The 12,203-nt window shown below is 63.0% G+C and carries 13 protein-coding genes; 2 read left to right on the forward strand and 11 right to left on the reverse strand.

All coding sequences use genetic code 11. The features are described from left to right. Positions 1-58: 58 nt before the first annotated feature. From J7573_RS25120 to J7573_RS25150, 7 genes are all read right to left on the reverse strand, one after another. Entirely contained in the window at positions 59-985 is a 927-nt protein-coding gene (locus J7573_RS25120; protein WP_294341185.1) for a DMT family transporter, read from the reverse strand. A gap of 106 nt (positions 986-1,091) precedes the next feature. Beyond that, entirely contained in the window at positions 1,092-1,487 is a 396-nt protein-coding gene (locus J7573_RS25125; RefSeq protein ID WP_103446386.1) for a transcriptional regulator, read from the reverse strand. A gap of 77 nt (positions 1,488-1,564) precedes the next feature. Then, complete coding sequence (locus tag J7573_RS25130) at positions 1,565-1,819, reverse strand: BrnA antitoxin family protein (RefSeq protein ID WP_294341187.1); 255 nt, start codon at positions 1,817-1,819, stop codon at positions 1,565-1,567. After that, entirely contained in the window at positions 1,797-2,075 is a 279-nt protein-coding gene (locus tag J7573_RS25135) for a BrnT family toxin (protein ID WP_294341190.1), read from the reverse strand. Before J7573_RS25135 ends, J7573_RS25130 begins: the two co-directional genes overlap by 23 nt. A 156-nt stretch (positions 2,076-2,231) precedes the next feature. Then, on the reverse strand, positions 2,232-3,032 hold the full coding sequence (locus J7573_RS25140) for a LuxR family transcriptional regulator (protein WP_294341192.1): 801 nt from the start codon (positions 3,030-3,032) through the stop codon (positions 2,232-2,234). Between the two features lie 86 nt (positions 3,033-3,118). After that, a complete protein-coding gene (eutH, locus tag J7573_RS25145; protein ID WP_294341195.1) occupies positions 3,119-4,351 on the reverse strand; it encodes an ethanolamine utilization protein EutH in 1,233 nt (410 codons plus the stop codon). Between the two features lie 97 nt (positions 4,352-4,448). Next, positions 4,449-5,213: an SDR family NAD(P)-dependent oxidoreductase gene (locus tag J7573_RS25150; RefSeq protein ID WP_294341198.1), complete on the reverse strand. Its 765-nt coding sequence runs from the start codon at positions 5,211-5,213 to the stop codon at positions 4,449-4,451. 156 nt (positions 5,214-5,369) lie between these two features. On the opposite strand from J7573_RS25150, the gene J7573_RS25155 reads away from it, so the two are divergent. Beyond that, complete coding sequence (locus J7573_RS25155) at positions 5,370-5,642, forward strand: hypothetical protein (RefSeq protein ID WP_294341202.1); 273 nt, start codon at positions 5,370-5,372, stop codon at positions 5,640-5,642. 172 nt (positions 5,643-5,814) lie between these two features. Here the strand turns inward: J7573_RS25155 and J7573_RS25160 are convergent, their stop codons facing one another. Then, a complete protein-coding gene (locus tag J7573_RS25160) occupies positions 5,815-7,176 on the reverse strand; it encodes a DEAD/DEAH box helicase (protein ID WP_110636930.1) in 1,362 nt (453 codons plus the stop codon). Positions 7,177-7,281: 105 nt separating this feature from the next. On the opposite strand from J7573_RS25160, the gene J7573_RS25165 reads away from it, so the two are divergent. Beyond that, a complete protein-coding gene (locus J7573_RS25165) occupies positions 7,282-8,583 on the forward strand; it encodes a mechanosensitive ion channel family protein (RefSeq protein ID WP_294341207.1) in 1,302 nt (433 codons plus the stop codon). Positions 8,584-8,632: 49 nt separating this feature from the next. Here J7573_RS25165 and J7573_RS25170 read toward each other — a convergent pair whose 3' ends face one another. The 3 genes from J7573_RS25170 to J7573_RS25180 all read right to left on the reverse strand — a co-directional run bounded on the left by J7573_RS25170 (position 8,633) and on the right by J7573_RS25180 (position 11,998). Next, the gene (locus J7573_RS25170) at positions 8,633-9,994 is read right to left on the reverse strand and encodes a cytosine permease (protein ID WP_294341209.1); all 1,362 of its coding nucleotides are present in this window, start codon (positions 9,992-9,994) and stop codon (positions 8,633-8,635) included. Positions 9,995-10,185: 191 nt separating this feature from the next. Next, positions 10,186-11,121: an AEC family transporter gene (locus J7573_RS25175; protein ID WP_294341211.1), complete on the reverse strand. Its 936-nt coding sequence runs from the start codon at positions 11,119-11,121 to the stop codon at positions 10,186-10,188. 1 nt (position 11,122) lies between these two features. Continuing rightward, positions 11,123-11,998 carry a carboxylate/amino acid/amine transporter gene (locus tag J7573_RS25180; RefSeq protein WP_294341213.1) on the reverse strand — a complete coding sequence of 292 codons (876 nt, stop codon included), beginning with the start codon at positions 11,996-11,998 and terminating at the stop codon, positions 11,123-11,125. Positions 11,999-12,203: the final 205 nt, after the last annotated feature.

Raw genomic sequence — 12,203 nt, forward strand, 5'->3', positions numbered from 1 at the left:
ATCTGTGGTGATCCTGTGGGAGCGGGTTTACCCGCGAAAGGGCCGGTACTGGCAACCTTCAGCCCACAAACTTGCGCAATTGCTGCTTCACCCAAGGCTCGGCACTCACGAGGATCACGCCCAGTAGCACCATCAACGCACCGATTACGAAATTCGCACTCAACGGCTCACCCAGCAACACCACACCGAACGTCACCCCGAACAACGGGGTGATGAACGAAAACACCGCCAGGTTGGAGGCCAGGTACTTGCGCAACAACCAGAACCAGGTCAGGTAACTGACGAACGACACCACGATCCCCTGGAACAGCACGCTACCCACCGCCAGCGGCGTCAAGGTCACATCGCCGATCTGCCCGCTGACCAGAGCGATCAACAGCAAGCCGGCAAAACCCACCGCCAACTGGTAGAACAAGGTCAAGGTTGCTGGAGCCTCCGAAAGGCGCGAGCCACGCACCACCACCGTGGTCGCGCCCCAGGCCAGCCCGGCGAGCACGCCAAAGGCATCGCCCAGCAACATGCGCACATCCATCTCGGCGAAGGACATGCCCCCCGCGAAGGCCATCGCAATCCCGGCAAAGGCCAGCAAGATGCCCAGCCACTGCAGCAACCGCAACCGTTCGCTGGGGAGCATGAAGTGCAAGCCAAGTGCGGTGAACACCGGCGCCGTATAGAGGAACACCGACATGTGCGCCGCCGAGGTCAGCTTCAGGCCCTCGGCGATGAACAGGAACTCCAGCCCGAACAACCCGCCGGCCACGAGCCCAGCCCGCCAGGTGTTGCCCACCTGTTCCCAGCCACCGCGCCAGCAGATCATCAACCCTACCAGCATGGCGGCGATGCAGTTGCGCAGGGCGGCCTGCATCACCGGCGCGATATCCACCGCCGCAGTCTTGATCAGCACCTGCTGGCAGCCCCAGATCAGGCACAGGCCCAACATCACCTGGAAGGCAAAGGCGTCGGGGTTCTTGCGGGCCGCGCTCATGGGCGGGCCTTTTGGATGGTCGAGGGCATCGGCAAGGGCTCGGCAGTGGTCAAGGAATACCGATTATCGGGTTTCCTGGCCTGCCCTTGCCAGCCTCAAAACGACCTCAAGCGATCTGTGCCTTGGCCGACACCTGCTCGAAGGTGGTTTCGTCCAGCCCGTCCTCCTGCTCATCCAGCACCTGACGCGGGTGTTCGAAGCCCGGAATGCTGCTGTCGATCAGGCTGAGCAAGCGCGAACCACGCTCGGTGAGCACGAAATTCTCGCCGTTTCCGCCCTCTTCCTGCTCACGGCTCTCGATGAAACCGCGCTCGAACAGCAGCTTTTCGTACTCGCAGGCACGGGTTTTCAGGTGGTCCAGATCACCCACCGGTTGGCCCTTGGCGGCCAGCGCCGCAGCGTGCTGCTCGGCATAGGGGCGTGGCGTGAAGCTGTGACCGGCGCCATTCTGCACCTCGTGCAGCAAACGCTCGATCAGGTCCCAGTCGTAGGTGCTGCTCATGGAGATGGCCTCCTGCTGTGGACGAAGGGGGTACACAGGTTGGGACCCGTTGAAAGTGTCGAGCGTTCAGAAAGAACTCAGCGCTGGCGTTGGTGCGCCTGCATGTATTGCCGCAGCAACTGGTTGATCCGCGTCTGGTAACCCGCGCCCTGCTCCTTGAACCAGGAAAGAACATCGGAGTCCAGGCGTATGGTCACCGTCTGCTTCGCTGGAACCCGTAATTCGGCCTCGCGGAAGAAGTCCTCTCCCAGCTCCGGAATATCCGAGGTATCAATGTCCTTGTCGTCCATTTGAGCCAACCGGCTCCAATCAGTTTTCGATGCTTTGGTCATAAAGCTTGGCCTCCCACCTGGTGGCTCTGCGTGCGGAGATGATGCGGATGACATCACCCTCCCGCTCTGTATACACGACCACACCCAGCAAGGTCTTCAGCCAACCGAGGCTGACCCAACGCTCCTCGCAATAATCCAGGCAACGATCCCGGCGAGTCAGCAAGGGATGATTGAACATATCTGGAACATCGCTGAAGTCGATACCATGCTTGCGGATGTTGCTCTGGTTCTTCGCTTCGTCCCACTCAAAGAACATGGGACGCTCCGTATTTACATCTGTACATACGATACCTCCTGTTTGAGGGCGAGACTAGAGGGCAATCGCTCGCCCTTCAACAGCGCCAGGAGGCTTTGGGAAAAGGACTACAACATGAAGCGGAAGCAGCCTAACGAACCGGCTAGGGCGAGCCCGTCACTGCTTGACCAGATAATTGATGAACAACCTGAACAACTCCGCATTCCCGGCAATCCCCAACCGCTGCCAGATGTTGTGCCGATGCACCTTCACTGTGCCTTCGGAGATTCCCAGCTCACGAGAGATCGACTGGCTGCTGTGCCCCTGCAGGATCAGCTTGGCCACATGCCGCTGGGTCTCGGTCAGCTGGCCCTGGAGGATGTCGACAAAGGCATCTTCCAGCTGGCTGTCCGACTCTTTCGGGTCGGCCAGGTCGTCGGCATGGGCCAGGCGCAGGTGCTGGCTGAAAATGGCATCGATCACCGGTGTCAGTGCCGCCAGCCGCTGCGCTTCCTCAGCCTCGAACGCGCCCTTGTCCAGGCCACGCATCAGCGAATACACCAGCGCGGTACGTGGCCGCACCGGGACGATGAAGCCGATTTCCTCGATCAGGCTGCCGTGGTGCGAGGAAACACAGGGGTGGATGTCGTGGGAGATGGAAAAGCCCGAGGCGAAGAAGCTGTCCGGAGCCAGTTCGCTCATGCGCCACAGGCCGGACGGGTGGTTGTTGGTACAGGCGACATAGAACGGGTCGAGCAGGTAGCCGCCGCGCAAGTAGGCCTTGAGCGTGCGCTCGGCCACGCGCTGGTGGTAGCCGTCGTGGATCAGCAGCGCCGGCTGGTTGAAGCGGAACAGGTAGGCGCAGCTCATGTCGAAATCGACCACGCCCTTGAGCGCGGTGTCGAGGGCGGGGCCCAGGGTGTCGCTGCCAATGCTGCGGATGACCGCGCCCAGGCGGTCGGCGTTGTCGCTGTTCATGGCGATGGCCTGTGCGGTGTAGGAAGAAATCGCGAATGCCGCCCGGCTGTAGAAGCCCGAGCGGCATTGAACGATGCCAGGCCCTGTCAGTGCAACGCTGGGCTGGCAGGCAGCAGGCCGGCGTCTTCCTCCTGGCGGCCCAGCTCCAGCGCCTTGGGCACCGCCAGCCAGTAGGCCAGGCCCATGCCCAGCAGGCCGCCGGCAAGCTTGCCGATGATCAGCGGCCCGATCAGCGTCGGCTGGAAATTGGCCGAGTAGGCCAGGTGGTCACCGAAGGTAAAGGCCGCACAGACGGCGAAGGCAATCACCAGCACCTTGTCCTTCGGTGGCATGTCGGCCACCAGGCGGAACATCGCCAGGATGTTGGCCGAGGCTGCGAGGATGCCGGCGGCGCCCACGGGGGACAGGCCCAGCTTCGAGGCCACTTTCTCGATCGGCTGCGACAGGAAGCGCTTGATCAGGTAGACCATCGGGAACGCACCGCAGAGCATGATGCCGACATAGCCGGCGATCTCCAGGGCACGGAACTGGTCGGCCTTGTCGGCGATGATCGGCGCGAAGCCCCAGCCGCCAAACAGCGAGGTGAAGGCACCGGTGAAGTACTCGACGATCGAGGCCACCAGCACCAGGGTCACCGCCGCATACATCAACTGCCCCAGCTTGAGGAACAGACTGACCATCAGGTTGGGGAAGTAGCGCAGTGCCGCCGCCAGCGCCACACAGAACAGGATCAGCGGCGACAGGTTGCGCAGCAAGGTCGGCAAGGTGAAGTGCAGCGCCTGGGTCGCGGCGCCTGCCGTGGCGATGTCCGGGCGCACGCCCAGGCCCATGGCCTGCATGCCCATAGCGATGAACACGATGCTGATCGGGATGCTCAGCAACCCGGCCATGATGCCCAGGGCCATGTACTTGTGGTCGGCCTTGTTGAGCATGGCCAGGCCCACCGGGATGACGAAGATCACCGTCGAGCCACACTGGAAGCCGGTGATCAGGCCGAGGATCCAGCCTTCTGGACTGTGCGATAGCGCCTGGGCCAGCTGGTAACCGCCCAGGTCCGAAGCGATGAAAATCGGGCCGGCAATGCCGGCGTCAGCGCCCATGGCCAGGAACAGCGGGCCGATGACGTGGCTGATGAAGCTGGAAATGAACGGGATGGCGGCCATGATCCCGGCCACCGGGATAAAGATCGGGCCGATGCTGTGCAGGCCGGCCGTGAACTCCTTGGCCAGCTCGGATTCTGCGTTGACGATCGAGGCGATCGCACCGATCACGGCGCACACCATGATCACGTAGATGACGTAAGTGCCTATGTTTTCCATCTGCTGCCTCTGTCTTGTTGGAATTGGCTTGGGGGCAGAATTGAAGGGTGCAGCGGTTCTTGTTTTAGGTAGCCGGCAGCGCGCTGCCGGCCGGGTATTACATCGCGGTGTAGGCGTTGTCGACGAACAGGTGCGAGCCACTGACAAAGCTCGACTCGTCGCTGGCCAGGAACAGCGCGGCGTTGGCCACTTCGCTCGGATCGCACAGGCGCCCCTGCATGGTCTTGATCGCCTCGTCGGAGGCATCCACGCCATAACCGCGCAGCAAGTCGAGCTCGCGGCGACCATGGGCGGTGCCGATGAAGCCCGGGCAAATGGCGTTGCTGCGGATGTTCTGGTCGCGGTACTCCACGGCCAGGGCGCGGGCGAACATGTGGCACGCGCCCTTGGTGGTGCAATACAGCACCTCCATAGGCGTGCCGACCACGGCGGAAATCGACGAAGTGCAAATCACGCTGCCGCCGCCTGCAGCGAGCATCCCCGGCAGCACGGCCTTGGTGACCAGGAACATGCTTTTCACGTTGACGCTCATCAGCCGGTCCCAGTCGGCTTCACTGGTTTCCAGGAACGGGCCGGCGGCGATGATCCCGGCGTGGTTCATCAGCACGGTGATCGGGCCAAAATGCGCCTGGCCCTGGGCCACCGCCCGGTGCACCTGGTCGGCCTGCGACACGTCGGCGGCGACGAACAGTGCCTGCCCGCCTTCGGCATTGATGCGTGCCGCCACCGCTTCGCCCTGGCTGGTCGGCAAGTCGAGGATCACCACCTTGGCGCCCTCGGCGGCGAACAGCTCCGACGCGGCCAGGCCACAACCGCCCGCGCCGCCGGTAATCAGTGCCACCTTGCCTTTCAATCGATCCATGGGTGTGTTCCTCGGTTGTTGTGGTTGTGGCCTCAAACTAGAGCCGAGGATGGCTGCGGTAAATATACCCAGGGGTATAGCCGCCGGTCGCAGGCGCTGAACCAACCGCCGCGCGCGCGTCTCCACCGGGCATCACCACCGCCGGAGGTAGAAAGGATGAAACCGCTGCTGCGCATCGCCTGTGCCACCGCCCTGTGCTGTGCCCTGCCCGCCTGGGCCTGCACACCGGAAGAAGCGACACAGAAACGTGAGGAGCTGGCCGGGTTGGTCAGTCAGCTGACCGAGCAGAACCCGCAGAAGGCCAAGGAGATCAATGACGAGCTCCAGGGGATGGAGCTGGGGACGGCGAGCAAGGACTTGCCCGATAAATGTCAGTTGATCGACAAGCGGATCAAGGAGCTGAAAGCAGCGGAGAAAAAGGCTGATTAAATCGCTCTACCCTCAGACGCGGTCATCGTGGGAGCGGCCTTGCGTCGCGAAAGGGCTGCAGAGCAGCCCCCGGATTGATGCGTCAAATCGAGATTGTCTGGGGCCGCTTTGCGGCCCTTTCGCGACGCAAGGCCGCTCCCACACAGAGCGCGTGGGCCTGAGAAGGAATAGTTTACTCAGCAGCCGGCTTGCGCTTCTTCAGCGGCGCCAGGCCATCGGAACTGGCCAGCGGCGCATTCGGCCGTGGCTTGGCCGTCGGCTTGCGCTTGGCAGCGGCCTTCTTCTCGCCAGTCTTCTTGTCGACCTTCTTCTTCTTGGCACCCACCGCCTTGCCCGAAGCCTTGACCTTCTTCGGCCCGCTGTAGGTACCCTTCACTTCCTTGATCACCCGGCGCTCGAACTGCTGCTTGAGGTAGCGTTCGATGCTGGACATCAGGTTCCAGTCATTGTGGGTAATCAGCGAGATCGCCAGACCTTCGCCACCGGCACGGCCGGTGCGGCCCACACGGTGTACATACTCGTCGCCGCTGCGCGGCATGTCGAAGTTGATCACCAGGTCCAGGCCGTCGATGTCCAGGCCACGGGCCGCCACGTCGGTGGCCACCAGCACCTTGGAGCTGCCCTGCTTGAAGCGCTCGATGGCCAGCTTGCGGTCCTTCTGGTCCTTCTCGCCGTGCAGCACGAAGGCTTTCACGTCCTTGGCCACCAGGTGGCCGTAAATGCGGTCGGCCAGGGCGCGGGTGTTGGTGAAGATGATCGCCTTGTCGAAGGTCTCGTTGGCCAGCAACCACTGCACGATGGCTTCCTTGTGCTGGTCATGGTCGGCGGTGATGATCTGCTGGCGAGTGCCTTCGGCCAGCTGCGAGACGCTGTTGAGCATCAGGTGCTCAGGGTCTTTCAGGACCTTGCCGATGATGTCGCGCAGGGCCGCACCGCCAGTGGTGGCCGAGAACAGCAGGGTCTGCTCGCGGTTCTCGCACTCCTTGCACAGGCGCTCCATGTCTTCGGCGAAGCCCATGTCGAGCATGCGGTCGGCTTCGTCGAGGATCATCACCTGCACGTGGGACAGGTCGAGGTTGCCGGCGTTGAGGTGCTCGAGCAGGCGGCCTGGGGTGCCGATCAGCACGTCCGGCACCTTGCGCAGCATGGCGGCCTGTTCCTTGAAGTCTTCACCGCCGGTGACCAGGCCCGCCTTGATGTAGGTGAACTGCGAGAACAGCTGCACTTGCTTGAGGGTCTGCTGGGCCAACTCGCGGGTCGGCAGCAGGATCAGCGAGCGGATCTCGACGCGCCCGCCCTTCAGGTCAACCAGGCGGTTGAGCAGCGGCAGGACGAACGCGGCGGTCTTGCCGCTGCCGGTCTGCGCGGTCACACGCAGGTCGCGCCCTTGCAGGGCCAGGGGGATGGCCGCGGCCTGCACCGGGGTCGGCTCGACGAATTTAAGCTCGGCCACGGCTTTAAGCAGGCGTTCATGCAGGGCGAATTGGGAGAACACGGAGGTAACCTCAGGCAAGTGCGGGAAATTCAGTTGCATAGGGTAACGTTTTCTGCCGCCTTAGCCGAATTTCTTTTGGCAACTTTGTCGGCTTCCGCGCTCTAATGGCACTTCGTTTCGCTGTAAAAGACCGGTTTCAAGCTTATGGACATCCAACGCATCTGGCGTGACAGCCTCGACCTGTGGGGCACCCTCGACCAACATCCACTGCTCCACGCCGCTATCGGCCTGGCGGTGCTGCTGCTGATTTCCCTGGTGCTCGGGCGCCTGGCGCGCTTTCTGGTGCTGCACAGCGCCCGCCTGCTGGCCCGCCAGGCGGCGCTGAAGTGGCTCGACGACCTGCGCCACAACAAGGTGTTCCACCGCCTGGCCCAGACCATCCCGTCACTGGTGATCCAGTTCGGCCTGAAACTGGTGCCAGAGCTGTCCGACACCAGCCAGCACTTCCTTGGCAATGTCGCCCTGGCCTTCACCTTGCTGTTCATGACCATGGCCCTGTCGTGCCTGCTCGATGCCCTGCTGGACATCTACGCCCGCACCGAACACGCCCGCACCCGCTCGATCAAGGGCTACGTGCAGCTGGCCAAGATGATGCTGTGGATCTTCGCCTCGATCGTCATCGTCGCCACCCTGATCGATCGCTCGCCGCTGTTGCTGCTGTCGGGCCTGGGTGCGATGTCGGCGGTGCTGCTGTTGGTTTACAAGGACACGCTGCTGTCGTTCGTTGCCAGCGTGCAGCTGACCAGCAACGACATGCTGCATGTGGGCGACTGGATCGAAATGCCGCAGGTGGGTGCCGATGGCGATGTGGTGGACATCACCCTGCATACCGTCAAGGTGCAGAACTTCGATAAAACCATCGTTTCCATCCCCACCTGGCGCCTGATGAGCGAATCGTTCCGCAACTACCGCGGCATGCAGCAGTCTGGCGGGCGGCGGATCAAGCGCAGCCTGTTCATCGATGCTGCTGGCGTGCGCTTCCTTACCCCGGACGAAGAGCAGCGCCTGACTCAGGTGAGCCTGCTGGGCGACTACCTGGCCAGCAAGCGCCAGGAACTGCTGGCCTGGAACGAGGCGCTGGGGCCTGTGCCCGAGCTGTCGGCCAACCGCCGCAAGCTGACCAATATCGGCACCTTCCGGGCGTTTGCCCTGGCTTACCTGAAGAACCACCCGAACGTGCACCCGAACATGACCTGCATGGTGCGGCAGATGCAGACCACGGCCGAAGGGGTGCCGCTGGAGATCTACTGCTTTACCACCACCACGGTGTGGGCGGAGTACGAGCGGATCCAGGGGGATATCTTCGATTACCTGCTGGCGGTGTTGCCGGAGTTTGGCTTGAGTCTGTATCAGCAGCCGAGTGGCAATGACATGCGGGTGGGGCTGGCGGGGCGCGCGGCACCCGAGCCGATGCCGCGTCGCCTTGAAGAAATGAACGAGGTTTGAGCTTACGGGGCGTTACAGCCCCTTCCCCTCTCAGGGCCGAGTCAGTTGCCTAACTTGCCAAAAGCGCTTTGCTTTCCCGGGCGTTGACCATGCTGTACAGCGCACCGGCCAGGATCAAGCCCATCGCCCAGCTGATATCCGCCCCCAGCCACTCGGCCACGAAGCCCGTGTAGAACGACAGCTTCATGAACGGGATGATGCCGATGATTGCCACGGCATACACCGCCAGGCTTCGACGATTGAAGCAGCCGTAACGGCCCTTGGCATCGTACAGCGCCCCCACGTCATACTGCCCCCGGCACACCCAGTAGTAATCCACCAGGTTGATCGCACTCCAGGGGATCAACAGGTACAGCTGGCCGATCAGGATGTCGGCAAAGAACGTATCGAAATTGTGTTGGGTAGCGATGGCAATCAGCGTTGCCGCGGCAGTCAGGCCCGCCATCACCAGCGCCTTGGCCGTCGCAGTTACGCGCCTGATGGTCTTGAAGGCACCAAAGATCGTGACCGATGACATGTAGGCGCTATAGAGGCACAAGACGTTGTACTGGATCACCCCCAGCGCAATCACGGCCAGTGCCAACGGTGCCCAAGGGCCAAACAGCCCGGCAATTGCCGTCGCAGGGTCATGCCCCAGTGCCGAGGGTAATTGCACAGCCACCAGCGCGCCCAGCGCCATCATGGCGAAGGAGCCCAGCGCGCAACCGCAATAGGTGGCCCAGAACGTGGCGCGTGGGTTGACGTTGGCCGGCAGGTAGCGCGAGTAATCCGCCACATAGGGCCCATAGCCCAACGTCCAGGAGGCGGCCTGGGCCACGATCAGGTTGAAGGCGGTGAATGAAAAGCCCGTCGTCACTGCCGTGGTGCCTGCCGTGTCACCGGGGTGCAGCAGGATCAGCACCAGGGCGCCGGCAAACACCAGCGTGGACAGCAGGCTCATCCACGCCCCCAGGCGGTGGATCAGTTCGTAACCGACAAAGCCGATGATGAAGGTCAGCACGCCGACGACCACGATGGCCTGGTCGTCGCTCATGGGCAGCAGTGCCTGCACGGCGTTACGCATCAGCACGCCGCTGGCGGCAAGGAACAGTACAGCGGCCGTGACCATCACCAACAAAGGCAGCGCCGCGCCATGGACACCGAACTGGGCCCGGCTCTGAATCATTTGCGGCACGCCCAGGTGCGGCCCCTGGGCAGAGTGCGCGGCCATGAACACGGTGCCGATCAGGTTGCCGACCAACAGGCCCAGCAGGGTCCAGGCAAAACTCAGCCCCGACGCAGCGCCCAGGGTGCCGACCATCAGTGCGGTAATCTGGAAGTTGGAGCTGAACCAGATGGTGAACAATCGTTTAGGCGTGCCATAACGCTCAGCGTGTGGGACGAATTCGATACTTCGCGTTTCTAGCTTCACGCCGGTCTCCCGATTTTGTTTTCATGATTATCGGGTAGCCGCCGGCCAGGTTTGGGTTCATTAACGAACGCGTCTTAGCTAGCTGCGCCATGCCTTGCTTGATAACGTCAGGCTACACAGGCGGCTCATCCACACCGACGCCAGGATCAGCGCCCCGTCATTGTGGGCTTGCTCCGCGAAGAGGCCGGTAGCTACCCCGCATACCCCAGCAGGTACAACAGCCCGGTCAAGGTCACCAATGAGGCCACGGTCGACAACAGGATCGTCCGCGAAATCAACCCCGCCTCGCGGTTGTAATACTCCGCCAGCATGAACGGCCCGGTACCGGTCGGCAGCGCCGCCAGCAACACCGCCGAAGCCGCCCACATGGTCGGCAGGCTGAACACCTTGAACGCCAATACCCAGGTCAGCGCCGGCTGACCAATCAGCTTCAAGCCCACCAGCGGCCATGGGCTGGCCTGCGAACCGGTGCGCTTCTCGGCCAGAAACGCCCCCAGCGAGATCAACGCGCAAGGCGTGGTCGCCAGCGCCAGCATGTCGAGAAAATGCATCACCGGCTCGGCCAGCCCCAAACCACTCATGGCCCAGGCCGCCCCCGCCAGCGGCGAAATCACCAGCGGGTTCTTCGCCAACGCCTTGCTCACCAACAGAATGGCACGGCCGATTTGCCGCTCCTCCTGCAGGCCGATTTCGATCAGCGTCAGGGAAATCGCGAACACCAGGCAGACCACGATCAATGACGAGATCAGCGCCGGCTGCAGGCCTGGCTGGCCGAACAGCAGCAGGCACAGCGGGATGCCGATGTAGCCGGTATTGGCATAGCCGGCACTGAGCCCGTCGATGCTCGCCGCCACCAGGCCATGGCCGCTGTACAGGCGCCAGGCCAGGGTCACGACGAACATCGCCAGTGCCCCCGCGCCGAAGGCGACGATGAACCCTGGGTGCCAGATCTCGCTCCAGGTCGCCGTGGCGGTGACCTTGAACAGCAGCGCCGGCAGACACAGCCAGACCACCATCTTGTTGATCTCGGCAGCGGCCTTGTCGCCCAGCTTGTTGGTCTTGCGGCACAGAAAGCCGACCAGGATCAGGGCGAAGATCGGCGCAACGATGACGAAGATGGTGTGCATGTCAGGCCTTGCCCGTCACAGGCGCCTGCGCCCGGTTACCCAGGCGGCTCAGCCATACCGATGCCAGGATGATCGCGCCACCGAGCAACAACCGGCCAAGCGGCTCGTCACGGTTCCAGATCAGCAGGTTCAGCAGCAGCCCCACCGGCACATGCAGGTTGTTCATCACCGCCAGCGTGCCGCCGGAGACCAGGCAGGCGCCCTTGTTCCACCAGTACAGGCCCAGGGCCGTCGGGCACAGACCGAGGAACAGCAGCACCAACCACTGCACGTTGGTGGTCGGCAGGTGCTGGGCATTGCCGAACAGCAGGAACGCCGGCAACACCACGATCAGCGCGCCCAGGTAGAAATAGCCGAAACGCTTGTAGTGCGGCAGGTCGCTGGGGTTGCGGGCGACCAGGTGGCGGTACAGCACCTGGCCGGCGGCGTAGGTGAAGTTGGCCAGTTGCAGCAGCAGGAAGCCGATGAAGAAGTCGCCGCTGATGCTGTCGAAGCGGATCACCCCGGCTCCCGCCACGGCCACCAGGGCCGCGAGCAGCGCCCAGGGGTTGAAGCGCCGGTTCAGGGCATCTTCGATCAAGGTCACGTGCAGTGGCGTGAGGATGGTGAACAGCAACACTTCCGGCACGGTCAGCACGCGGAAGCTCAGGTACAGGCAGACGTAGGTGATGCCGTATTGCAGCGCGCCGATCAGCAGCATCGAGCGCAGGAAGCGCGGCTCGACCTGGCGCCAGCGGGTCAGCGGCAGGAATACCAGGCCGGCCAGCACGACGCGGGCGAGCACGGCGAAGTAGCTGTCGACGTGGCCGGCCAGGTATTCGCCGATCACGTTGAAGGAAAACGCCTGGATCAGCGCGACGATTATCAGGTAGCCCATGGTTGCCTCTCGTGAATCAAGGGCGCGACCTTAGCGGGTTGCGGCGCGTGTGTTCAACCATGAGGAATGTGGGGGCTGAACTGGCCTCTTCGCGGGCACGCCCGCTCCCACAGGGACTGCACAGGCCTTGAATGTTGTGCTGTCCCTGTGGGAGCGGGCGTGCCCGCGAAGAGGCCAGTTCAGCCCCCACATTCCTCATGGTTGA

This window comes from Pseudomonas sp. (assembly GCF_017744435.1).
GTDB lineage: Bacteria > Pseudomonadota > Gammaproteobacteria > Pseudomonadales > Pseudomonadaceae > Aquipseudomonas.